Source organism: Solidesulfovibrio carbinolicus (assembly GCF_004135975.1).
Taxonomy (GTDB): Bacteria; Desulfobacterota; Desulfovibrionia; order Desulfovibrionales; family Desulfovibrionaceae; genus Solidesulfovibrio; species Solidesulfovibrio carbinolicus.
The window spans coordinates 4,257,943-4,280,861 of the sequence record NZ_CP026538.1; the positions used below are offsets into that span (position 1 = coordinate 4,257,943).

The 22,919-nt window shown below is 66.5% G+C and carries 18 protein-coding genes; 16 read left to right on the plus strand and 2 right to left on the minus strand.

Annotated features, from left to right (window positions below; genetic code table 11):
• Positions 1 to 249: 249 nt before the first annotated feature.
• The 11 genes from C3Y92_RS19080 (at position 250) to C3Y92_RS19130 (ending at position 13,897) form a co-directional block, all read left to right on the plus strand.
• Positions 250 to 1,464, plus strand: coding sequence for a radical SAM protein (locus tag C3Y92_RS19080; protein ID WP_129355312.1), 1,215 nt, complete (start codon positions 250 to 252; stop codon positions 1,462 to 1,464).
• Positions 1,464 to 2,585, plus strand: a complete 1,122-nt coding sequence (locus C3Y92_RS19085; RefSeq protein ID WP_129355314.1) for a glycosyltransferase — start codon at positions 1,464 to 1,466, stop codon at positions 2,583 to 2,585. Before C3Y92_RS19080 ends, C3Y92_RS19085 begins: the two co-directional genes overlap by 1 nt.
• 59 nt (positions 2,586 to 2,644) lie before the next feature.
• A complete protein-coding gene (locus tag C3Y92_RS19090; RefSeq protein WP_129355316.1) occupies positions 2,645 to 2,998 on the plus strand; it encodes a hypothetical protein in 354 nt (117 codons plus the stop codon).
• 205 nt (positions 2,999 to 3,203) lie between these two features.
• On the plus strand, positions 3,204 to 4,361 hold the full coding sequence (locus tag C3Y92_RS19095; protein ID WP_129355318.1) for a glycosyltransferase: 1,158 nt from the start codon (positions 3,204 to 3,206) through the stop codon (positions 4,359 to 4,361).
• Between the two features lie 145 nt (positions 4,362 to 4,506).
• Positions 4,507 to 5,571 carry a glycosyltransferase family protein gene (locus C3Y92_RS19100; protein ID WP_129355320.1) on the plus strand — a complete coding sequence of 355 codons (1,065 nt, stop codon included), beginning with the start codon at positions 4,507 to 4,509 and terminating at the stop codon, positions 5,569 to 5,571.
• Positions 5,572 to 5,644: 73 nt separating this feature from the next.
• Positions 5,645 to 6,823 carry a BMP family lipoprotein gene (locus C3Y92_RS19105; protein WP_129355322.1) on the plus strand — a complete coding sequence of 393 codons (1,179 nt, stop codon included), beginning with the start codon at positions 5,645 to 5,647 and terminating at the stop codon, positions 6,821 to 6,823.
• A gap of 27 nt (positions 6,824 to 6,850) precedes the next feature.
• Positions 6,851 to 8,329: an ABC transporter ATP-binding protein gene (locus tag C3Y92_RS19110; RefSeq protein WP_129355324.1), complete on the plus strand. Its 1,479-nt coding sequence runs from the start codon at positions 6,851 to 6,853 to the stop codon at positions 8,327 to 8,329.
• Positions 8,326 to 9,369: an ABC transporter permease gene (locus C3Y92_RS19115; RefSeq protein WP_129355326.1), complete on the plus strand. Its 1,044-nt coding sequence runs from the start codon at positions 8,326 to 8,328 to the stop codon at positions 9,367 to 9,369. Before C3Y92_RS19110 ends, C3Y92_RS19115 begins: the two co-directional genes overlap by 4 nt.
• Positions 9,366 to 10,349: an ABC transporter permease gene (locus C3Y92_RS19120; RefSeq protein WP_129355328.1), complete on the plus strand. Its 984-nt coding sequence runs from the start codon at positions 9,366 to 9,368 to the stop codon at positions 10,347 to 10,349. The genes C3Y92_RS19115 and C3Y92_RS19120 overlap by 4 nt, the downstream gene beginning before the upstream one ends.
• A 187-nt stretch (positions 10,350 to 10,536) precedes the next feature.
• On the plus strand, positions 10,537 to 12,378 hold the full coding sequence (locus tag C3Y92_RS19125) for a radical SAM protein (RefSeq protein ID WP_129355330.1): 1,842 nt from the start codon (positions 10,537 to 10,539) through the stop codon (positions 12,376 to 12,378).
• A gap of 58 nt (positions 12,379 to 12,436) precedes the next feature.
• Complete coding sequence (locus tag C3Y92_RS19130; protein ID WP_129355332.1) at positions 12,437 to 13,897, plus strand: lipopolysaccharide biosynthesis protein; 1,461 nt, start codon at positions 12,437 to 12,439, stop codon at positions 13,895 to 13,897.
• A gap of 21 nt (positions 13,898 to 13,918) precedes the next feature.
• Here the strand turns inward: C3Y92_RS19130 and C3Y92_RS19135 are convergent, their stop codons facing one another.
• Complete coding sequence (locus C3Y92_RS19135) at positions 13,919 to 16,093, minus strand: peptidase domain-containing ABC transporter (RefSeq protein WP_129355334.1); 2,175 nt, start codon at positions 16,091 to 16,093, stop codon at positions 13,919 to 13,921.
• Between the two features lie 153 nt (positions 16,094 to 16,246).
• Here C3Y92_RS19135 and C3Y92_RS19140 point away from each other — a divergent pair, with 153 nt between their 5' ends.
• Positions 16,247 to 16,516 carry a hypothetical protein gene (locus C3Y92_RS19140; protein ID WP_129355336.1) on the plus strand — a complete coding sequence of 90 codons (270 nt, stop codon included), beginning with the start codon at positions 16,247 to 16,249 and terminating at the stop codon, positions 16,514 to 16,516.
• Between the two features lie 267 nt (positions 16,517 to 16,783).
• Here C3Y92_RS19140 and C3Y92_RS19145 read toward each other — a convergent pair whose 3' ends face one another.
• A complete protein-coding gene (locus C3Y92_RS19145; protein WP_129355338.1) occupies positions 16,784 to 17,134 on the minus strand; it encodes a hypothetical protein in 351 nt (116 codons plus the stop codon).
• A gap of 155 nt (positions 17,135 to 17,289) precedes the next feature.
• On the opposite strand from C3Y92_RS19145, the gene C3Y92_RS19150 reads away from it, so the two are divergent.
• From C3Y92_RS19150 to C3Y92_RS19165, 4 genes are all read left to right on the plus strand, one after another.
• A complete protein-coding gene (locus C3Y92_RS19150) occupies positions 17,290 to 18,810 on the plus strand; it encodes a class I adenylate-forming enzyme family protein (RefSeq protein WP_129355340.1) in 1,521 nt (506 codons plus the stop codon).
• On the plus strand, positions 18,774 to 19,991 hold the full coding sequence (locus tag C3Y92_RS19155) for a DUF362 domain-containing protein (RefSeq protein ID WP_129355342.1): 1,218 nt from the start codon (positions 18,774 to 18,776) through the stop codon (positions 19,989 to 19,991). The genes C3Y92_RS19150 and C3Y92_RS19155 overlap by 37 nt, the downstream gene beginning before the upstream one ends.
• A 106-nt stretch (positions 19,992 to 20,097) precedes the next feature.
• Positions 20,098 to 21,630 carry a B12-binding domain-containing radical SAM protein gene (locus C3Y92_RS19160; RefSeq protein ID WP_129355344.1) on the plus strand — a complete coding sequence of 511 codons (1,533 nt, stop codon included), beginning with the start codon at positions 20,098 to 20,100 and terminating at the stop codon, positions 21,628 to 21,630.
• Positions 21,627 to 22,919, plus strand: coding sequence for a B12-binding domain-containing radical SAM protein (locus C3Y92_RS19165; protein WP_129355346.1), 1,293 nt, complete (start codon positions 21,627 to 21,629; stop codon positions 22,917 to 22,919). Before C3Y92_RS19160 ends, C3Y92_RS19165 begins: the two co-directional genes overlap by 4 nt.

The following is a 22,919-nucleotide window of genomic DNA, read 5'->3' on the forward strand; positions in this document are numbered from 1 at the left end:
AGATATCGAAGGCCGGGATTTCGGTGTTTTGTCCGGGCGGAAGCCGCCCGGACAAAACACCGAAATCCCGGCCTTCAACTTGTCAGCGAGGGTGCGGATTTGGGCGCGATCAAAGCCTCGCGCCCAAATCCGCACCCCTCGCATTGTTTGCGCCGAAGCGACACGAGATGGTGCTGGCGTGAGGCTTGAAGCGCGGCCGGTTTCGGCGTAAGGCGACATTTCGCCGCAAGGCATTCCATTGGAGGTTTCATGAGCAAGCGCAGCAGCGTCGCCCTTGGCACGATTCTCAAGCAGTCGGTCAAGGTGGCCCGTCATCCCTGGATCGCCGGCCGCCTGGCCGCCCTTGAGAAAGAAAAGTTCCTGTTTTCCTTCCTCAATCCCCAGGCCGAGACCGGCCATGCCCGCAGCATCCGGCAGCTCTCCATCCGCATCACGGACATGTGCAATCTGCGCTGCCATACCTGCGGCCAGTGGGGCGACCAGGGGTTTCTCCACGGATGCGATCTCAAGGACCTGAAGAAAAAGGAAATCTCGCCGGAGCGTTATCTGGCGCTTTTGGAGGATCTGGCCCGTCACGGCCATCGTCCTTCGGTTTACCTGTGGGGCGGCGAGCCGACCATGTATAAAGGATGGCTGGAGATCATCGAGCGGGCAACCGAACTGAAAATGCCGACGTCCATCGCCACCAACGCCACGCGGGTGGCGGCGGCGGCGGACCGGCTGGCGGCCGCGCCGATGTTTTTGCTCCAAATGTCCATCGACGGGCATTCGGCCGAGACCCACAACGCGGCCCGGCCCTCGGCCGGCGGCGGCGACAACCACAAGGTGGTCCAGGAAGCCTTGTCCGCCATCAAGGAAGCCAAGAAGGCCCACAAGACCCAGCTGCCGCTGGTGGCGGCCTTGACCACGATTTCCAGCGCCAACGTCCACCACTTGGTGGACATTTACGAGGCCTACAAGGACCGGGTCGATCTTTTTGTCTATTACCTGTCCTGGTGGATCGACGAAAAGAGCGCCAAGGCCCATGACGAGGACTTCACGCGCCGCTTCGGGTTCACGCCCAAGCTGCATTGGGGCTGGGTGGGCGATTGGACCATCAAGGACCATGAGACGCTCAACAAACAGCTGGCCGAAGTGCAGCGCCGTTCCAAGGGCTGGAACAACCCGCCGGTCAACATCATCCCCAACGTGGCCGGCGTGGACAACCTGCGCGAGTACTACACCAACCACGAATCGACCTTTGGCTACAACCAGTGCATCTCCATTTTCCAGGCGGTGGAGCTGGATTCCAACGGCGACATGTCGCCGTGCCGCGACTATCATGACTACATCGTCGGCAACGTGCGCGACCACACCATCACCGAGCTGTGGAACAGCGAATCCTATCGCCGGTTCCGGGCCAGCCTGCACACCGAGGGGCTGATGCCGTCGTGCACCCGTTGTTGCGGGTTGATGGGGTATTGATGGCGCGAGAGACTCCTGCCCGCGTCGTTTTCCTGTTGCAGGACCTGGAGTTCGGCGGCACCCAGCGCCAGGCCCTGGAACTGGGCCTGCGTCTGGACCGGTCGCGTTTCGCGCCGGAGTTCTGGATGCTGGCCGACGTCCGCGATTTTGCGCCCCGGGCCGAGGCCGGCGGCATTCCGCTGACCTGGCTGTCGCCCTATCCCAAGGTCGGGGCGCAGTCCCTGGCCGGGCTGTGGCGCAAGCTCAAGGCCAGCCCGCCCGATCTCTTCGTGCCGCTGACCGCCGTGCCCAACATCTGGGGCCGGGTGTTCGCCGCGCTGCAAGGGGTTACGCCCGTCATCGGCACCTGCCGGGGCGGCGGGGCCATCAAGCGACAGCACGAGCGGTTTTTAAAAGGATTGTGCGACCGCCACATCGTCAACGCCGCGCCCCTGGCCAAGGCGCTTGTGGCCCTTGGCCGGCCGGCCGAGCGCGTGGAGTGCATCCCCAACGGCGTGGACACCGACCATTTCCTGCCGCCGCCCGACGACATGCGTCCGGTGCGCGAGGTGGTCTTGTGCCTGGCCCGGTTTTGCGAGGACAAGGACCACGAGACGCTCATCCGGTCCTTTGAATACGTCGTGGCCAGGCGTCCCCGGGCCGAGCTGTGGCTGGTGGGCGACGGGCCGCTGCGCACCGCCGTGCGGACGCTGGCCGCTCGAAGCCCGGTGCGGGGGCTTATTCGCACCTACCCGTCCACCCCCGATCCCCGGCCGTTTTTTCAGCAGGCCTCGGTGGCCGTGCTGTCCTCGGTGCGCGAAGGGCTGCCCAACGTGCTGCTCGAAGCCATGGCCATGGGCCTGCCCGTGGCGGCCACGGCCGTGGGCGGCATCCCGGACCTGGTCGTGCCCGACGTCACCGGGCTGTTGTGTCCGCCGCGCAATCCCGAAGCCCTGGGCGAGACCATCGCCGGCCTGCTCGCCGACGAGGACAAGCGGCTGGGCATGGGCCGGGCCGCCCGGGAACGCGCCGTGGCGCTGTATTCCATGGACGCCATGGTGCGCCGCCACGAAACCGTCTTTGCCCAGGCGTTAGCCGGGACAGGTTCCCCGGCCGCCGGCCGCCCCGACGCCGAGGCGTAAAACCCGCCCGCGCAGCCGCGCGACCCTGTTCCGGCCGTTTCGGCCATGGAGTCCGACTCATGCGACACCGCCTACTTGCTGTTTTCTTCGCCTGCCTGGTCCTTTTGGCCCCGGCGCTGGCCGCCGCGGAAACCGATGTGGCCGGCGTCTGGCGCGGGTCGCTCTATGGCTCCAATCTGCAGGCCGTGGTCGAACAGGACGGCAACGCGGTCAAGGCCCAGGTCGTCGTCAGCGCCCTGACCGGCGAAACCAACGTCTACCACGTGGTGGGGGCCATCTTTAACGGCCACCTCTACATGCTCCACGGCAGTGGCCACATCTTCGAAGGCGACGCCAAGGGCAACGAACTGACCGGCGTGCTCACCACCAAAGGCGGCAGCAAAGTCGAACTGCGCGCTGTCAGAACGCCGTAGAAGAATAAGATGCCTCCGGCGGCCAAAGGGGCTGAGCCCCTTTGGAAACCCCGCATGGGAAAAGTGTAAAGGGGTTTCGGCGCGGATTGGTTCTTTTGGCAACGGCGAACAAAGCGACGGATGAAGAGGCCGACAAGGTCTCTTCTTTGTTATACGGGACTGAATACGATGGATCTTGCGGCGTTACGCCGCATCAGGAGGATACGTGGAGGGATTCGTTTTCGGCGTCATGGCCGCCCAGCTCGTGGTGCTGGCCGCCCTGTTCCTGCTGGGGCGCAAGCATGTGCGCGGCGGCGACGGCCCGGAGGCCATGCCCGAGGCTTGCCCCCGGGCGGCGGTCATCGTGCCTGTCACCGGCGACACGCCAGGGATGCGCCAGGCCGTGGCCTCGCTGATTGATCAGGACTACCCCGATTTCCTGGCCGTGTTCGTGGTGGCCGAGGCGGCCGATCCGGCCGCCGATCTCGTCGCCGGCGTGGCCCGGGCCGATCCCCGGGTCCAGGTGGTGGTGGCCGGCCGGGCCGAAGCCTGCGGCCAGAAAAACCACAACATCCTAGCCGGCCTGCGCGCCGCCCACACCGCCGATGTGTTCGTGTTTTGCGATTCCACCCACGTGGCCGACCGGCACTTCGTCACCAATCTCGTGGCCCCCATCGCCCGGGGCGACGCGCCCATGACCAGCGGCTTCCACAAGGTCGTGCCCGGCGACGGAGCCACGGCCACGGTGGGCATGGCCGTCACCTGCCTGGCCCTGCACCTGCTCCAGCCCATCCGGGCCATCACCCAGCCCTGGGGCGGGGCCATGGCCGTGTCGCGCCAGGCCTTCGACCGGTTCGGACTGGCCAGGCTCTGGGGCCAAAACATCGTGGACGACTTCTCCATGGGGCCGCACCTGCACACCTTTGGCGTGGCCGCCTGGCCCGTGGCCGCCGCCTGCCTGCAAACGCCGCTTACAAAGGTGTCCCTGGCCCGCTGGGACGATTGGCTCACGCGCCAGTTGCTCTATTTGAAATTCTGCATCCCGCCCGGCTGGATCGTCTCCATCGCGGCGGTGCTGCTGCTGGCCGCGCCGCCCGTGGCCGCCGCGACCATGCTGGCGGCCTGGATTTTCGGCGCGGGCTGCGGCGCGGGCGCGGCGCTCTCGGCCGTGTATCTGGCCGCCTTTGCCGGTCTGGGGCTGTGTTTCCGGTCGCTGTGCCCGCGCCGGGTGGGCGTGCTGGCCTGGCTGCGCGGCTACGCCGCCACGTTTTTGATGCTGGGCTGGTGTTTTGGCCGCACCTTTACCACCAACACCATGTCCTGGCGCGGCATCCGCTACAAGGTCGGCTGGGGCGGCGTGGTCATGCGGGTGATCCGGGACTGACGCACGATGCGGCCGCCTGCCCGCAGGCGGCCGCGCCCCTCCCCTGGTTGACGCCGGCCCGCTTGGCGTTTAGTGCTGCCCCACCTCCGGGGGCTGCGCGCCGCCGGCAGCGCCCCATATTTCCATCGGAGACGCGACACCACCCATGGCCCGCATCCTCTACGGCGTTCACGGCACCCAGCACGGACACGCCATACGCGCCCTCATTCTCGCCCGGCGGCTGGCCGCCCTGGGCCATGAATTCCTCTTTGTCTCCAGCGAGGAAGGGGCGGGCCTGCTGTCCCGCGAATTCCGGGTCGAACGCTTCGAGAATCCCGGCACCCGCTACAAGAACCAGCGCCTGGACACCCCGGCGACCTTAAAGCTCGCCGCCCGCACCCTCATCAAACGCCCCTCGGAACTGGCCCGCCTGGCCCGGCTCATCGCCGACTTCAAGCCCGACGCCGCCATTGCCGACTACGAATATTTCGTGCCCATCGCCGCCAAACGCGCCGGCATCCCCTGCCTGTCCATCGACCACCAGCACGTCATTTCCTGCTGCGACCACCCCGTGCCCTGGCGGCTGTATCCCGACTACCTGGGCATCCGGGCCTCCATCCGGTTCCTGTTTTCCGCCTGTTCCGACTATCTGGCCATCTCGTTTTTCCAACCCCCGGCCAAGCCCGGAGCCAGGGCCATGGTCGCCCCGCCCATCCTGCGCCAGAGCGTCATTGACCGCAGCCCGAGCCAGGGCAGCCACATCCTCGTCTACCAAAGCTGCGGCATCTGCGACGCCTTTGCCCCCTACCTCAAGACCATTGACCGGGAATTCCGGGTCTACGGCTACAAGGTGGACAACGTTGACGGCAACCTGACCTTTCGCAGCTACGCCGAGGACGGCTTTCTTGACGATCTGGCTTCCTGCGCCTACGTCATCTGCGGCGGCAGCCACAATCTCATGAGCGAGGCCCTTTTTTACGGCAAACCGGTCCTGTCCTTCCCGGTGGCCGGGGCTTTCGAGCAGCAGTTAAACGCCATCTACCTGGAACGCCTGGGCTACGGAAAGGCCGCCTCCATGGAGCGCCTTACCCCCGGGCTCATCCCGGATTTCGAAGCCGCCCTGCCGGCCATGCGCCAGCGTATTGCCGGCGGCCGGTTTTGCGGCAACCAGGACGTGTTCGGCCTTATCGACGCCTTTTTGCGCGACGGCCGTCTGCCGGGCCGTTCCTGACCACGGCCCCTGGCATAAAGTTTCCGGTTTTTTTACAGTGCGCCCACGCCAATCCCAGCCCAAGGAGAACCCCATGCGTCGCCTCACCATCCTGGCGGCCGTCGCCGCCCTGTTGGCCGTTCTGGCCGGCTCCGCCCTGGCCGCCGACAAGCCGCTGACCTTCGGCATGTTGCTCGTCGGCCCCTACAACGACAAAGGCTACAGCCAGGCCCAGTACGAGGGCGGCAAATACGTCGAGGCCAAGCTGCCCGGCGCGAAAATGCTCTACCTCGACAAGGTCAACCCGGCCGACCGTCCCGGCGTCACCATTCCCCAGCTGGTGGACGATCTGGCCGCCAAGGGCGCGACCCTGATCCTGGCCGGCTCCGACGACATGAAGGACGGCATCCGCGAGGCCGCCGAGGCCCATCCCGACCTCATGTTCGTCCATATTTCCGGCGACGACGCGCTCACCGGCAAGGCCCCGAAAAACCTGGGCAACATCTTCTCCAAGATGGAATACGCCAAGATGATGGCCGGTTTTTCCGCCGCCATGACCACCAAGACCGGCAAGATCGGCTTCCTTGGGCCGCTGATCAACGACGAAACCCGTCGTCTGGCCAACGCCGCCTACCTCGGCGCGCGCTACGCCTGGGAAAAGGTGCGCGGCAAAAAGGCCGAGGACTTGTCCTTCAAGGTCAGCTGGATCGGTTTCTGGTTCAATATCCCGGGCGTGACCTCCGACCCCAACCAGGTGGCCGGATCGTTCTTTGACCAGGGCTACGACGTGGTCATCTCCGGCATCGACACCCCCGAGGCCCTCACCGTGGCCGGGGCGCGCAAAAAGGCCGGGGCCGACGTCTACGCCCTGCCCTACGACTACAAGCTGGCCTGCCAGGCCGCGCCCGAGGTCTGCCTGGGCGCGCCCTACTTCAACTGGGGTCCGCCGCTTTTGACCGTGGCCAAGGCCGTGGCCGCCGGAACCTACAAGCCGTCCTTTGAATGGCTGGCCCCGGATTTCGCCGCCCTAAACGACCCGGACAAGAGCCCCATCGGCTTCACCGAAGGCGACGCCCTGGCCCCAGAGGCCAGAAAGGCCCTCAACCAGTTCATTGCCGACCTTGGCTCGGGCAAGATCAATCTCTATGCCGGCCCCCTGGAGTACCAGGACGGCGCGGTCTTTGTGCAGGCCGGTTCCGTGGCCACGGACAAGGACATCTGGTTTTGCCCGCAGCTGCTGCGCGGCATGGACGGAGCCAGCGCCTCCAAGTAGGGGGGCGCTGCCAGCAAAGGACTGCCCGTGGACGTCGTGCTGTCCCATATCGTCAAGCGCTTCGGCGCGCTTGCCGCCAACGACGACGTGACGGCGCGCTTCGCGCCGGGCCGCGTCCACGGCATCCTGGGCGAAAACGGGGCCGGGAAATCAACGCTCATGCGTGTCATGTGCGGCGTCCTGGCCCCGGACGCCGGCTCCATCTCCGTGGACGGCACGGCCTATGCCCGCCTGGACCCCGACGGGGCCGGCCGGCTTGGCATCGGCATGTTGGCCCAGGACCCGCTGGATTTCCCGCCGCTGGCCGTGTGGGAAAACTTCGCCCTGGGCGGCGGCCCGGTCCTGTCCCGCAGGCAAGCCCGGGAGCGCCTGGACGCCGTGTGCCGGCGCATGGACTTCGACCTGCCCCCGGACGTGGCGGTCGGCAGCCTCTCTGTGGCCGCCCGCCAGCATCTGGAGCTGGCCCGGTTGTTTGACCGCGACGTGCGTCTGCTCATCCTCGACGAACCCACCTCCGGCATCTCCCCGGCCCAGAAGGCGGCCCTGTTCGACGTGCTGCGGGCCTTTGTGGCCGACGGCCAGCGCTCGGTGGTGCTGGTCACCCACAAACTGGCCGAGGCCAGGGAGCTTTGCGACGAGGCCACGGTGCTGCGCCAGGGCAAGGTGGTGGGGCATTTCGCCGCGCCGCTGGACCCCAAGGCCCTGCTCGGGGCCATGTTCGGGGCCGACGGCGCCTGTCAGGCCGCCGTCCCGCCCAGGCCCACCGCCAGCAGCGGCGAGAGCCTGCTGACCGTGCGCGACGCCGTCATCGCCGATGAAAAACTCGTGCTCGAACCCTTTTCCCTGGACGTGCGCCCGGGCGAGATCGTCGGCGTGGCCGGCATTTCCGGCGGCGGCCAGGAAGCCTTCCTGCGCGGTCTGGCCGGCATCGCCCCGGCCGTGGCCGGCAGGCTTCGGGTCGATGGCCGGGAACTGGCTGGCAAGCCCCACAAGCGCTTTCTCGACGCCGCCGTCCATTATCTGCCCGCCTCGCGCATGGAAGAGGGCCTTTTTCCGGGCCTGACCCTGCTGGACCATGTGCGCCTGGCCTTCCCGGACCGGCGCGACGAGGCCCGGGCCATTTTCGAGGAGCGCTGCGTGGGCCGCTTCCGCCTGACCAACCAGCCCCACGCCCCGGCCGCCCGGCTTTCCGGCGGCAACCAGCAGCGCCTGCTGCTCTCCCTTGTGCCCGACGACACGCGGCTGCTTTTGGCCGACAACCCCACCCGGGGCCTGGACGCCGCCTCCATCGCCCAGATCTGGGACCATTTCCGCCAGCGCGCCGCCGGCGGCGCGGCCGTGGTCTTTTTTTCCGAGGATCTCGACGAACTCCTGGCCCAGGCCGGGCGCGTTCTCGTCTTCTACAACCGCGCCCTGGTCGCCGACCTGCGCGCCGGGGTCTTTGACGCCGGCTGCGTGGGCGACCTCATGACCGGCCGTCTGGCCCCGGGGGAGATGCCCCAATGACCGACCGCGCCGCCTTCCTGCGCCGGGCCGGCCTGTCCCTGGCCCTGGCCCTGGGCGTGACGCTCGCCATCGTGGCCGCCGCCGGCGCGCCGCCCATCGACACCCTGGCCGTGATGCTTTCCGGCGGCCTGGGCTCGGGCCAGGCCTGGCTGCGCACGCTCTCGGCGTTGGTCCCGCTGCTGTTGTGCGGCACGGCCCTGTGCGTCACCTTTGCCGCCAACCTCTGGAACATCGGCGTGGAAGGCCAGATCACCCTGGGTTCGGTCTTTTGCCTCTGGTTTTTGCGCGATTTCGGCCTCACCGGCGGCCTGCCGGGTGAGCTGGCCGTGGCCGGCTCCCTGATTGCGGCCATGGTCGGCGGCATGGCCTGGGCGCTGCTCTCGGGCGTCCTGCGCACCCACGGCCGGGTCCATGAGATTTTCTCCGGCCTGGGGCTTAATTTCGTGGCCATGGGCGTGTCGTTGTGGCTGATCCTTGGCCCCTGGAAGCGCCCGGGCATGGCCTCCATGTCCGGCACCGAGCCGCTGCCCGCCGCCTTGTGGCTGCCGGCCCTGGGCGGCAAGCCCATGAGCCTGTGGGGCCTTGTCCTGGCCGTGTGCGCCTTTGTCTTCGTGGCCTGGCTGCTGCATCGCACCTTTTTCGGCCTGACCCTGTCCGCCGTGCGCCAAAACGCCATGGCCGCCGAACGTTTGGGCCTTTCGCCCAAACGCCGGATGCTGGCCGCCATGGCCATCGGCGGGGCCTTGGCCGGCCTGTCCGGCGGCATATTGGTGGCCGGGCTCTACCACCGCCTCATCCCGTCGATCTCCGGCAACTACGGCTACACCGCCATCATGGCTGTGCTGTTGGCCTCGGGCAGCCTGCGTTTTCTGCCCCTGGCCTGTCTCTTTTTCGCCGTGCTCACCGTGGGCTCCATCCAGCTGCCCCTGTCCCTGTCGCTGGATTCCTCCCTGGCCGGCGTGGTCCAGGGGGTGCTGGTGCTGACCCTTTTCGCCGCCCGGCGCATCCTGCCGGCCGGACTCGGCGGAGGCCGGCCATGACGCTGGATTACGCCGCCGCCCTGCTCGGGGCCGTGCTGTTCGCCGCCGCGCCGCTGATTCTGGCCGCCCTGGGCGAAACCGTGTCCGAACGGGCCGGGGTCATCAACCTGTCCATGGACGGCACGGTGCTTTTCGCCGCCATGGCCGCCTTTGCCGCCGCCCGGGCCACGGGCGACCCGTGGCTGGGGCTTGTCGCCGGGGCCGGCTCCGGCGCGGCCATTGCCGCCGTCTTGGCCGTTTTCGGGCTTTTCCTCGGTGCATCCGAGCTGGCCGTGGGCTTTGTGCTGACGCTCTTTTGCCGGGAGCTGGCCTATTTCATGGGCCATGCCCAGGCGAGGCAACCCGGCCCGGATCTCGGCGCGCTGGCCATCCCGGGGCTCTCCGACCTGCCGCTGATCGGCCCGGCCGTCTTTCGCCAAAGTCCGGTGGTGATGCTCAGCCTCGTGGCCGTGGCCGTGGTCTGGTTTTTCCTCATGCGCACCCGGCCGGGGCTGGTGGTGCGGGCCGTGGGCGAAGCCCCGGCGGCGGCCGCCGCGCGCGGGCTGGCCGTAAAGAAAGTGCAGTTCGGTTGCGCGCTCATCGGCGGAGCCCTGGGGGGGCTGGCCGGCGGTTTTTATTCCCTGGCCGTCAAGCCCGGCTGGGGCCATCCCCAGGGCTGCGAGGGCGCGGGTTGGATTGCCCTGGCCATCGTCATCTTCGGCGGCTGGAAACCGGTGCGGGTGGCCCTTGGGGCGCTGTTCTTCGCCGCCATCCAGGTCTCGGGCATAGCGCTCCAGGACGTGCTGCCGGGCCTGTCCGGCACGCTGTTCCAGATCGCGCCTTTTCCGGTCATGATCCTCACCCTGCTCGTGGTCAACCTGCGCCGCTCGGCCGCCTTCCGCGAGGCGGCGCGCCGCCTGCCGCTTTTGGGCCGCTTCATGCCGCGCACGGCCGGCGGCGCGCCCGGAGCCATCGTCGGCGCCCTGGACAAGGGCTTCTAAACCAGCCCTCTTGCGCCCGCAGGGTCCGAGAGCTGCGCAGACCGTCTCCTCGCGCCCCAAACCCGGCCGGCCCGCGAAAAGACCCGATTCCCGGGCGTCGCGGTTGCCAGCCCCGGCCATTTGCGGTAACGCAAACGCCGAGTCGCCGCCAAAGCGGCAAATACCCTGCCCAATGGATGCAACCGCCATGAGAAAACGCCCGCTGACGCCGCATCTGTACTACCGGATGCCCTGGAACCTGGCCGACAACGCCATCACCTGGCTTGAGCCGACGACCAAGTGCAACCTGTACTGCGAAGGCTGCTACCGCGAGAACGATCCCTTCGGCCACAAACCCCTGGCCGACGTCATCCGCGATCTGGAGCAGGTGAAAAAGATGCGTCGCACCGACGGCATCTCCATTGCCGGCGGCGAGCCGCTTATTTACCCCGACATCGTGCCCCTGGTGCGTTACGTCGCGGCCCAGGGCTGGAAGCCCATCATCAATTCCAACGGCCAGGCGCTGACCCCGGAGCTGGTGCGCGAACTGACCGCCGCCGGCGTGGTCGGGTTCACCATGCACGTGGACTCCCACCAGGTCCGCCCCGGCTGGAAAGGGGCCAGCGAGAAAGACCTGTGCGCCCTGCGCCTCAAACTCGCCGAAATGATCCACGAGCACAGCGGCGGCACGGTGTCGTGTTCGTTTAACGCCACCATCTACCGCGACACCCTGGCCGACATCCCCATGCTCACCCGCTGGGCCCACGAGCACATCGACCTGGTCCAGACCATGGTCTACATTCTCTTCCGCTCGGCCCGAAAGCGCGGCGATTTCGACGTGTTCGCCAACGGCAAGCCCGTGGACGTCGGCAACCTCGTCTACCAGCTCGACCATCAGGAAAACCACGAGGACCTCGTCTCCCAGGAGATCGCCGACGCCATCCGGCTGGCCTATCCGGACCACGAGCCCTGCGCCTATCTCAACGGCACCGAGGACCCGCGCACCATGAAGTGGTTGCTGACGCTGCGCGCCGGCACCAAGGACGAGATCTTCGGCTACCTCGACGCCAAGTTCGCCGAATGGATGCAGGCCTTCCACCACGTGCTTTTCGGCACCTACCTGGCCTACACCCGGCCCTGCTGGACGGCCTGGCTGCAAAAGCTCATCTTCCTGACCCCTTTCAACAAGAGCCTGCGCAAGATTTTCGGCCGGCTGCTGCTCAAGCCCAAGCAGTGGACCAAGCCCATCCACATCCAGTCCATCATGGTCATCCAGCCCTGCGACCTCTTTGACGACGGCCGCCAGAACATGTGCGACGGCTGCCCCGACGCCATCTACTACCAGGACAAGCTGGTCTGGAGCTGCCGGGTGGACGAGCTGGAGAAGTTCGGCGCGTTTATTCAGTGCGCCCCGCGCGGCTGCTGCGGCGGCGGGGCCAAGACGGCCCCGGCTCCCGCGCCCCAGGCGGCTGCCGAGCCGGCCGCCGAACCCGTCAAGGCTCCCGAACCCGCTCCTGAGCCGGTGAAGGAACCTGAGCCGACCCCCGCGCCCCAGCCCGAACCGACCCCGGCTCCCGAACCGACCCCGGAACCCGAACCCGTGGCCCAGCCCGAGCCGCGGCCGGAACCCGCTCCAGCCCCCGAGCCCGCGCCCCAACCGGAGCCGACGCCTGAGCCGGAACCCGAACCCCAGCCCGAACCGGCTCCTGCTCCTGCACCGGAACCGGAGCCGGAGCCGGCCCCAGAGCCGCAGCCGGAACCTGAGCCGCAGCCCGTGCCGGCCCCCCGCATCGAGACCGCCCCGGCCACCAAGGGCATCAGCGATCCCGTGGTGAAGGTGGATCTGCCGCCGGCCGTGGCCGCGCCCGAACCGGCCCCGGCCCCGGAACCGACGCCCGCGCCGGCTGCTCCGGAACCGGCCAAGGCCGTCAAAGCGGCGCCGGCCGCCGAAGCCAAACCGGCCAAGCCCGCCAAGACGGCCAAGCCCGCCGCCGAAAAGCCGGCCAAGAAAGCCGGCAAGGCCGCCAAGAAAAAGACCAAGGGCCGCTAGTCGTACCGTCTGAACTTCCCTTCCGGCCGCCCCGCGCGGCCGGAAGGGGGAACACCTGATGCCCCCCAAATCCCCCGAGCCAAGCAAAACGTCCAAGCCGTCCTACGGCATCCTGTCCAAATTTCTGCAACTGGCCGGCGCGCAGTGGATTCACGACGGCCTGCATACCTTTTTCCTGATCTACCTTGCTCGCCTGTCCTCCAGCGACTACGGCGAATTCATGGTCGCTTTCGGCCTGGCCTCCATCATCCTTTTTCTCGGCGAATTCGGCCTCAACCAACCCCTGGTCTCGTCGCTGTGCAAGAAGTACAGCCACAAGGGCGACATCCTGGCCCAGTACACCCTGCTCAAGGGCGCGCTCCTGGTGGCCGGCTGGCTGGGCGTGGCCGTCTTCATCCACTGGCAGGGCTATACGCCGGGACTCAAAAACCTCGTCCTGGTCATCTCGGCCGGCGTGGGCCTGGAAGCCATCGCCAGCTCGTTTTTCGTGGCCATCCGGGTGGAAGGCCGGCAGGACATCGAGGGCCGCATCCGGGTGGTGTCGGGCATCCTGGGCTACGGCTACGCCATTTCGCTTCTGGCCCTTGGAGCCGCGCCGCACTGGATCGCACTGTTCAAGCTCATTGAAAACGTCGTCAACCTCATCGGCGGCGTCTGGATGGCGCTCAAATTCACCAATTTCGACGGCCTGTCGCTTAAGCGCAAATCCCTGGCCCGCACCTGGGCCACGGCCAAAAACGGCATGGTCTTCGTGCTCATGGCCCTGGCCGCCATCCTCTACAACAAGGCCAACCTCTACTTCCTGCAAAATCAGGCCGGCCCCACCAAGGTGGCCCAGTACAGCGTCACCTGGGAGCTGGTGGACGGCATCTCCATCCTGGTCTCCAACCTGCTCCTGCGCAGCATCCTCTACCCGCTGTTCGTGCGGTTGTGGAAAAGCGACAAGAGCGAATTCACCCGTCTGGCCAACAACTCCGTGCGTTGGCTCATCGGCGCGTCCATTCCCATCATGTTCGTGCTGTATATCGAGTCCGACCGTTTGATCGGCCTGATCTACGGCGGGGCCTACTACGACGCCATGTGGATGCAAAAATGGCTGGTCGGCACCATCATCTGCGGCTTCATCCACAACCTCGCCGCCTATCTCATGATGAGCCAGGGCAAGCAGCGGCTGCTGCTGTTCGTCTACATCGGCGGGCTGGCCCTAAACCTCGTCCTGTGCGCCACGCTCATTCCCATGGACCCGCTGCTCGGCGCCTGCCTGTCCATGCTCATCACCAAGGCGGCCGTGGCCGTGACCACCACCACCTACTGCCAGATCACCATGCGCATCATCGACCTCAAGTCCATGTGGCGCATCGCGGCGGCCTGCCTGGCCGGCGCGGGGCTCTATTTCGCCACCTGCCGGCTGGGCGTGCGCGAGATCCCGGAAGTATTGGCCCTGGTTCCCTTCGGTTTCCTGATCCTGCAATGGCGCAAGGAACTCAAGGCCCAGAAGGCCCAGGTCGGCATGGCTTAAGCAGCCGGGAAGACGCTTGGCTCAGGCCCGGCCCTGCAGCTCGCCCATGACGTGCCGGTTCTGCTTGTACCAGAGGTCGGCGTAAAGCGGACAGGTGCGCAGCAGTTCATCATGGGGGGCGTTGCCGATGATCTGCCCCTTTTCCATCACGATGATCGAATGGCACATGGTGAGCATGGACAGGCGGTGGCTCACGATGAGCATGGTCCGGCCGTGGGCGATGGCCGTGAGGTTGGCCTGGATGATGGCCTCGGACTCGGCGTCCAGGGCGCTGGTGGCTTCGTCCAGGATGAGGATGGACGGCTGGGTCAACAGCGTCCGGGCGATGGACACCCGCTGGCGCTGGCCGCCGGAGAGGTTGGAACCGCCCTCGTAAAGCGGCGTGTCGTAGCCGTTGGGCAGGTTCTGGATGAACTCGTCGGCCCCGGCCATGCGCGCGGCGAACACGATTTCCTCGAAGGTGGCCGAAGGTTTGGTGATGGCGATGTTCTCCCGGATGGAGCCTTCGAACAGGAAACTTTCCTGGAGCACCACGCCGATGGAGCGCCGCATGTGGGCCAGATCGAAGTCCCGCATGTCCGTGCCGTCGAAGGTGATGCGCCCCTGCTGCAGGGGATACAGCCCCTGGATAAGCCGCGTCAGGGTCGATTTGCCGGAACCGGAACGACCCACGACGCCGATGATGGAGCCGGCCGGAAAGTACAGGGAAATGTCGGTGAGGGCTGGAGGCGCGCTGGCCGCGTAGCGGAAGGTCACGCGTTCAATGCCGATGGAACCCGCGATAGGCGACGTGAGCCCCCTGACGTTGTGGGACTGCTCGGTGGGGCGGTTGAGAATGAGGCCAAGCATGCCCACGGACACGGCGACTTCCTGGTATTCGTGGAGCAGGGAAACGATCTTGCACATCGGCGCGGTGATCAGGTTGCTGAGCATGACGAAAGCGATGAGGCCGCCAGCGGTCATCTCCTGGTCAATGGCCAAATGGCAGCCGTACCAGATGAGCAGGACGCGAAGCAGGGCCTGAAGAAATTCACTAAAACCACGAACTTTCAGGGAAAGCTTGCGGATTTGGAAATTCCGCGAAATGGTCTGGGCCGCGTCGGCCTCGATGCGTCTGAACCGGGTCGGTTCGAGGGCCAGGGCCTTGATGGTGGCCATGCCGCGCAGGGTTTCAACCATGTAGCGGTTTTTCACGGATTCGGCGTGCTGCAACTGGTGCATCGCGTAACGAAAACTCTTCATGGTCACGAACATGATCAGGGTAACAAGAGAGGTCATCGCTATAACGATGAACGTCATCTTCCAAGAATAGAAGAACAACACGGGAAGCACAACGACAATGGTGCTCAGGTCGAACAGCGTCGTCAACAGGGAGCCAGTCATGAATTCCCGGATACGTTCTTTTTGAAACATATACCGGGTAATCAGACCGATGGGCGTAAAATCAAAAAAATCGATGGGCAGCCGCAGAATATGGCTGAAGATGGTCTTGTCGAGACGAAGATCTATCTTGCTGGTGGCAAACAGGATAATGAAGTCTTTGAGATATTGCAGCACTCGATCGAAAATCGTCACCGCAATCATGGAGACGGACAAAACAAGAAGCGTGGAAAGGGCTCGATGGCCGACGGCCTTGTCGAAAGCCAGCTGGATATAGACAGGAAACGCGATCGCCAGGCAGTTCACAAAAATCGTGGCCAACGCCACATCACGGAACAGGGACTTGTGTCGAGCGATTTCAGGGATGAACCAGTCCAGCCCAAACGGCTTGTGGGTATCCTTGGTGGTATAGATTTTTTTAAACAGGAGGGCGTCGCCATCCCATTGTGATTCCATAGTCGCTTGATCAAGGAACTGAAACTCCAACGTCCCAAGGCTCGGATCGACGATCGCGACGTCACCGTCATTGTAGTCGTTGCGGACGCCGGAAACTATGATATACTTGCCGGAACGCAGTCGGGCAATGAGCGGGAAAACGTTGCCAAGGAAAAAGAGCCTCTTCCAACCGAGTTTAATTTGACGCGTCTTGAAGTTGTTATCCTTGCCCATGCGCCCCAACTGTTTCATAGAGATCGAATCGTCATGAATACCATAACGATGCGAGAGGCTGTCCATGGTCAAGTCTATGCCGTAATGCCTCGCCAACAGCAGAAAACACATCATGCCCGTATTGTGTCTGAACGTCTCGCTGGCCATGGAAATGGGCTACCTCGCGTGTTCGCCGACCCGGCGGGTCTGTGCGGGTCAACACTTGTCCGGGCGAAAGACTTGCAAAATAGGGGGTTCGCTTCTAGGAAGAAATCATCCCCGGATGGGTATGCCTTGACGCTGCCCCGAGAAGGAGCGGTCATGCTTGATGAGCAATTGAAAGGCCCCTTGAATCTGCAATACAAACCAGAGCCTCAGACGGAAACCGTGTCCGCCACATCTTCCGAGCAACCCAGACCCGAAGTTGGCCCCTCGAGCCTTATCGGTCGCCGGGGCGACAACATGACGCTCCATACCCAGGGCGCTTACAAACCAAATCACGAGAAGCACCTTTGGGGCTGGGCCTGGAAAGACCTTGCCGCTGCGTTTCTTGGCCTAGTGCGAATCTTTACGCCGACCAAACGCCAATAGTTTCCAGAAAGCCGGCGCCCTCGTAACGATGCTCCTGGAGACAGACAGATCCGGGACAACATTCAGGCAGAAAAAAGCGAGCAAGACTTTACGCCCTGCGCTCCGAGTCGGGCGATACGGAGCCAAGCACTGAAAATTTTCATCGTTCGTTCCAACGGATAGCTAACGCGCCGCCAGGGCAATCTTCAACCGTTGCTTGCCGGGAACCAGCGCCTGCCAACACATGACTCGGTGTTTTTCCCGAAAAGGCATCGGTTCCAAGCAAGCTTATTTGGCCGGCAAACTCATCACAAACAGACTCAGCGACCCGTCCTCATCCCGAAAGACATTGCCCGTCAGCGTCACGGACTGTCCCTTGAACTTCTTGTGAAATGTCTCTTCCTGCTCCAGGCTCACTTCCTCGGGCGTCAGCACCATGTAGCTGGTGCCGTCCTCGGTGGTGACGAGCAGGCCGTCGGCATAGTCGTCCTCAACGATGCCGGTTATCGTAACGCCGGTCTTCAGCGGCTTGCCGTCGTCATCAGCCTTGGCCGCGCCAGCCGGGCCGGCGGCCAGCGCCATCAGGCAAACCAGAAGCACAGCGGCCATGAGTCCAGGGTAATATCGGTGCAGTTTCATAAAATCTCCACGCGTCCGTATCATGCGCCAAGCGGCTCGGGCCGACGCGCCATGCCCTCGCGGACTGCATGTATACCGGAACGTTCGGCCCGGCAATCGTCCCAAGGCCCCTGGAATGCCTTGCCATAATTCTTTTCTATGCAGTATGTCGGGACATGGTCCAAAATGACGAAACCCTGGCCGGGCTGCTGCGTCGAAACGCCGGGATCCGAGGCGGCGCGACGGCCATCCTGGCCGGCGACGCGTCCGTGTCCCACGAAGCCCTGGCCGAGGCCGCCCTGCGTCTGGCCGGCGGTTTGGCGAACCTGGGTCTGGCCCCGGGCCAACGCCTGGCCGTCTATGCCCGTAAAACGCCCCAGGCTGTTACCGCCTTCCTGGCCGCCGCCGCGGCCGGCGGCGTCTTTTTCCCCCTGGACCCCAACCAGCCGCCTGAGGTGACCCGGGCCATCCTCGACCGCCTGGCCCCGGCGGTCCTGGTCGTGGCCGCCGAATACCTGCCGGCCCTGGCCGCCCTTTACCCCGAGGGCGCGCCCCTGCCCACGGTGGTCTGCGACGGGCCGGCTCCGGCGGGAACGCCGGTCCTGGCCGAGCTGGCCGCCGGCCCCATGCCGGCCGCCCTGCCCCGGGTCCAACCCGACGACCCGGTCTATTTGAACTTCACCTCCGGCACCACCGGCGCGCCCAAGGGCGCGGTGACGACCCTGGGCAACCTCCTGGCCAATACCGCGGCCGCCATAGACGCTTTCGCCCTGACCCCCGACGACGTGCACCTGTGCATGATGCCGGTTTTCGTCCACCCCCACGAGACCCTGCTGCGCCCCCTGGCCCTGGGCGGAACCATGGTCCTTTGCGACCGGGTCTCGTCCCGGGCCGTGGCCGAGGCCTGTTCCCGCCACAAAGTCACGGCGCTGATGGCCGTGGCCGCCATCTACGAAACCTTGCTGCGTCTGCCGGCCGGGGCGGACAATCCGCTTGCCGCCGTGCGCCTGGCCGAATCCGGCGGCATGCACGTGCCCTCGGCCCTGGCCGCCGGCCTGCGGCAGCGTTTCGGCGCGTCCATCCTGCCCGTCTGGGGCAGCACCGAAACCACGGGGGTGGCCCTGGCCAACCGGCCGGGCGACGAATACGAACCGTGCTGCCTGGGCCGGCCCGTGCCCGGCTACGACGTGGCCGTCGTGGGCGAGGACGGTTCGCCCTGCGCTCCCGGCGAACCCGGCGAACTGGTGATTTCCGGGCCGGGCGTGTGCCCGGGCTATTTCGGCGAGGAGCCGCGACCGGAATTTCGCCTCTACGGCGGCCGCTTTCGCACCGGCGACGAGGTCTTTCACGACGGAGACGGACGCTTTTTCTTTGCCGGCCGCCAGTCCATGCTGCTCAAAGTCGGAGGCATGAAGGTCTTCCCCGTGGAAATCGAGGAGGCCTTGCGCCAGCACCCGGACGTGGCCGAGGCCGTGGTCATTCCCGTGGCCGACGCCCTGCGCGGCGAGGCGGCCAAGGCCGTGGTCGCCCCGAAAAACGGCGCGTCCTTAAGTCCCGGCGAGCTGCGCCGCTTCCTGTCCGGCCGGCTGCACCGCCTGAAAATGCCGCGGGTCATCGAAATCCGCGACACCCTTCCCCGCACCCCAGGAGGCAAAATCGCATGGCGCGCCCTTGTGTCGGACTCGCCCACGCCGTAATCGGCGAGGCCCCGGATAATTACACCGAGGCCGGCCTGGCCGCCGTGACGGGGCTCGTCGCGCGGGCCGTGGCCGCCTGCTGCGACCTGCCCGGACTGGTTGGCGGCAAGTCGGTCTTTCTCAAGCCCAATCTCGTGCGGCCCAACCCGGCCAGCCCCCGGTCGGTGGTCACCGACGAACGGGTGATCCTGGCCATGGTCCGACTCCTTGTCCGGTCCGGAGCGCGGTCCGTTGCCGTGGGCGACAATCCGGGCTGGGGCCTGTCCCTGCTGGAGGCCACCGCCGGCCTGTCCGGTTTCGTGCGCCGCCTGGAAACCGAAGGCGCGACCCTGGTGGCCTTCGACGCCGAGCCGCCGGTCCCGGTGCCCAATCCCGGGGCCTTTCTCTTCGACCCCGTGCCCCTGCCCCGGGCCGTGCTTGAGGCCGACGTCTACATCAACCTGCCCAAGATGAAGACCCACGTGCACACCCTGGTGACCCTGGGCATCAAAAACCAGTACGGACTTATTCTCGACGACAACCGGATGCCGTTTCACCGCAACGACATCAACCTCAAGATCGTGGACATCCTGCGGGCCATCCGGCCCCGGCTGACCGTGGTGGACGGGCTGTGGGCCGTGCAGGGCCAGGCCCCGCTGTCCGGCTCCAGCCTGCCGGACATGAACGTCGTCGTGGCCGGCACGGACGTCTGCGCCGTGGATACGGTCTGCGCCGACCTCATGGGCATCGCCGCCGACGAGGTGGCCATGCTGCGCCTGGCCCGCCAGGAGGGCCTGGGCGAGACCGACCTGGCCGCCATCGACGTGGTCGGCGACGATCCGGACCGCTGCCGCCGACGCTTTACCCGGCCGGTGCTCAGCTCCATGGGGGCCTATCCCGCCGTGCGGGTCATCGAAGGCGGGGCCTGCCAGGGCTGCCAGTCGGCCCTGCGCCACGCCCTGGACAAGCTCGCGTCCGAGGACGGCTTCGCCGCCGGCACGCCCCACACCGTCTATCTCGGCGTGCCCATGCCCCAGGCTGTCAATCTGCCAAACGTGCCCGGCCAGCTGTGGTGCTTCGGGGCCTGCGCCGCGCCCCTGGCCTTTGACGTGCGCCGGCCGGGAAACGTGGCCCGCTTCGTGGCCGGCTGCCCGCCGCACATTCTCGACTTCTACAAGGCCTACAAGGCAGCGACCCGGTGACGTCTCCCGGCCGCGACGGCCCAGGCCGCCGCCCCCCTGCCTTGACAGACCATCGCCAGCATCGCACACCCCCTGGGCGCGACGTTGCGCCAAAGGACACCACGCCATGCGCGTCGCCCTGATCTCCCCCTATCCCGACATCACCGCTTACGGCCTGCGCTCCATCGCCGCCTTTCTCAAGGCCCGGGGCCTGGCCGTGCGCCTGATCCTTCTGCCCGATCCCCTGGGTGACGCCCTGCTGGACGCCCCGGCCCGCTACCCGGACCGGGTCATGGCCGATCTGGCCCGGCTGTGCGCCGGTTGTTCCCTGGTCGGGATGTCGCTGATGACCAACTACGTGGACAACGCCGTGCAGATCACCCGGGCGCTTGCGGCCGCCGGCGGCCCGCCCGTGGTCTGGGGCGGGGTGCATCCGACCATCCGGCCCGAGGAATGCCTGGCCGTCGCCGACTACGTGTGCGTGGGCGACGGCGAGGAAGCCATGGCCGATCTGGCCGAAGCCCTGGCGGCCGGCAGCGACGCCACGGCCATCCCCAACATCTGGACCCGGCGCGCCGACGGCTCCCTGGCCCAAAATCCGGTGCGTCCCCTGACCCAGGACCTCGACAGCCTGCCGCCCCCGGACTGGTCCCACGACGACCACCACATCTGGGACCCCGAGCACGCCGAAAACGGCATCGTGCCCCTGACCCCGGCCATGACCGAGGCGCTGCTCGCCCGGGGCACGGTGTCGCGGCTGCTGGGCCGGATCGGCTACCAGACCATGACCGGCCGGGGCTGCCCGCACCGCTGCGCCTACTGCGTCAACGACGCGGTCAAGGCCCTGTACGGGGCCAAGGGCTATCTGCGCTGGCGCGGCACCGAACATGTCATGGCCGAACTGGAGACCGTGCGCCGGGTTCTCCCCCACATCGGCTACGTCTGGATCTCCGACGACGCCTTTTTCGCCCGGCCCCTGGAAGAAATCCGGGAGTTTTGCCGCCAGTGGAAGGCCCGGGTCGGCCTGCCGTTTACCTGCCTCGGTTCGCCGGCCACCATCACCCGGGAAAAGCTCGACGCCCTGACCGACGCCGGACTGTGTTATCTGCAAATGGGCGTCCAGACCGGCTCGGCCCGCATCCAGGAACTGTTCAACCGCAAGGCCATGGGCAACGCGGTGATGTTACAAGCCATGGCCGTCATCAACGCCTACAAGGACAAGCTCCTGCCGCCGAGCTACGACTTCATCCTGGACACGCCCTACGAGACGCTGGCCGACCGTCTGGAATCGGTGCGCTTCATCGCCCAGATCCCCAAGCCCTTCCGCTTGCAGCCCTTTTCGCTGGTGCTCTACCCCGGCACCAAGCTCCACGCCATGGCCGCCGCCGACGGGTTTCTCACTGACGAGCGCCGGCAGGTCTATACCAAAAGCTACACCATGCGCCGGCCGGACTACGTCAACCTGCTGATCCTGCTCGCCAAGGGCGGCCGGATGCCGTCGAAGCTCCTGGCATGGCTGGCCTGCGACGCCGTGGCCGTGCCCCTGTCCCAGCCGGTCATGGCCCCGGTCTGGCGGGCAGTGTTCGCCCTGGCCGAACCGGTCAAAAAGCTCCTGCGCCTGGCCCGAAGCTGGCGCGCCCGGCCGGGGGACCGCGCGTGAGAATCGCCCTGGTCCAATCCTGGCTCGGCCCCGGGGCCACGGGCCCGGTCTTTCCCATCGGCCTGGCCTCCCTGGCCGCCAGCCTCACGGGACACACCGTGGCTGCCTTTGACCCCAACGTGGCCAGCGGCGACCCCATGCCCGCCCTGGCAGGGTTCCTGCGCGACTTCGCCCCGGACCTCACCGGCATATCCCTGCGCAACATCGACTCCACCAACACCCGGGTCAACGTCTCCTATCTGCCGCCCTTTGGCGAGACCGTGGCTGTGGCCCGGCAGGAGACATCCGGGCCGGTGGTGGTCGGCGGGGCCGGTTTTTCCATGTTCGCCGAGGCCGTCATGGCCGGCTGGCCGGCCATCGACCACGGCGTGGCCCTGGAAGGCGAAGCCGCCTTCGCCGCCCTGGCCGCGACCTTGCAAGCCGGCGGCGATCCGGCCGCCGTACCCTCGCTCTGGACCCGCCGGGCAGACGGCAGCCCGTTTTTCACCGGCCCCTCGGACAAGATCGACCTTGCCGCCCTGCCCTCGCCGGATTTTTCCATCCTGCCCCTGGCCCCCTACGTCGCCGTGCCCTGGGGCGTGGGCGTCGAGACCAAGCGCGGCTGCGCCCTTGCCTGCGTCTACTGTCCCTACGGGTTCCTCAACGGCCGGCGCTACCGCCGCAAAGCGCCCCGGCAGGTGGCGGCCGAGGTCGTCGCCCTTCGCGACGTCCACGGCGCGCGGCGGTTTACCTTTCTCGATTCGGTCTTCAACCTGCCTGCCGACCATGCCGCCGCCGTCCTGGAGGCCCTTATCGAAGCCGGCTCGCCCTTGCCCTGGTCGGCCTGGTTCGCCGAACGGGGGCTGACGCGCGATTTCCTGATCCTGGCCCGCCGGGCCGGCTGCGACACCGTGATCTTTTCCCCCGACGCCTTTGGCGATGAGGCGTTAAACGCCCTGGGCAAGGCCTCGTCCGTGGCCGAGATCGAGGCCGCCTACGCCCTGGTGCGCGACCTGGGCTGTTTCGAGGTCAGCTACAATTTCTTTAAAAACCCGCCCGGCCAGACCGCCAGGGCCGCCCTGGCCATGCTGCGCTTTATCCTCAAGGCCCGCCGCGAGATGGGCAGAAAGGCCCACTTCGAACTCAACAGCATCCGGGTCGAGCCCCATACCGCCCTGGCCCGCCGGGCCGTGGCCGAGGGAATCATCCCCCCGGACGCCGACTTGCTTGCGCCGGTCATGTACACCCAGCCAAAAACCGCCTGGATCGAAAAAGGCTTCGATCTGCTGCTGCGGGCCGCCGGGAAATAG

Bases quoted from the DNA above. Each gene is read 5' to 3' on its own strand.
- C3Y92_RS19080 (WP_129355312.1), top strand. From the start codon at position 250: ATGAGCAAGCGCAGCAGCGTCGCCCTTGGCACGATTCTCAAGCAGTCG.
- C3Y92_RS19100 (WP_129355320.1), top strand. From the start codon at position 4,507: ATGGCCCGCATCCTCTACGGCGTTCACGGCACCCAGCACGGACACGCC.
- C3Y92_RS19160 (WP_129355344.1), top strand. From the start codon at position 20,098: ATGCGCGTCGCCCTGATCTCCCCCTATCCCGACATCACCGCTTACGGC.
- C3Y92_RS19150 (WP_129355340.1), top strand. From the start codon at position 17,290: ATGGTCCAAAATGACGAAACCCTGGCCGGGCTGCTGCGTCGAAACGCC.
- C3Y92_RS19105 (WP_129355322.1), top strand. From the start codon at position 5,645: ATGCGTCGCCTCACCATCCTGGCGGCCGTCGCCGCCCTGTTGGCCGTT.
- C3Y92_RS19125 (WP_129355330.1), top strand. From the start codon at position 10,537: ATGAGAAAACGCCCGCTGACGCCGCATCTGTACTACCGGATGCCCTGG.
- C3Y92_RS19085 (WP_129355314.1), top strand. From the start codon at position 1,464: ATGGCGCGAGAGACTCCTGCCCGCGTCGTTTTCCTGTTGCAGGACCTG.
- C3Y92_RS19130 (WP_129355332.1), top strand. From the start codon at position 12,437: ATGCCCCCCAAATCCCCCGAGCCAAGCAAAACGTCCAAGCCGTCCTAC.
- C3Y92_RS19115 (WP_129355326.1), top strand. From the start codon at position 8,326: ATGACCGACCGCGCCGCCTTCCTGCGCCGGGCCGGCCTGTCCCTGGCC.
- C3Y92_RS19120 (WP_129355328.1), top strand. From the start codon at position 9,366: ATGACGCTGGATTACGCCGCCGCCCTGCTCGGGGCCGTGCTGTTCGCC.
- C3Y92_RS19135 (WP_129355334.1), bottom strand. From the start codon at position 16,093: ATGGCCAGCGAGACGTTCAGACACAATACGGGCATGATGTGTTTTCTG.
- C3Y92_RS19090 (WP_129355316.1), top strand. From the start codon at position 2,645: ATGCGACACCGCCTACTTGCTGTTTTCTTCGCCTGCCTGGTCCTTTTG.
- C3Y92_RS19155 (WP_129355342.1), top strand. From the start codon at position 18,774: ATGGCGCGCCCTTGTGTCGGACTCGCCCACGCCGTAATCGGCGAGGCC.
- C3Y92_RS19145 (WP_129355338.1), bottom strand. From the start codon at position 17,134: ATGAAACTGCACCGATATTACCCTGGACTCATGGCCGCTGTGCTTCTG.
- C3Y92_RS19140 (WP_129355336.1), top strand. From the start codon at position 16,247: ATGCTTGATGAGCAATTGAAAGGCCCCTTGAATCTGCAATACAAACCA.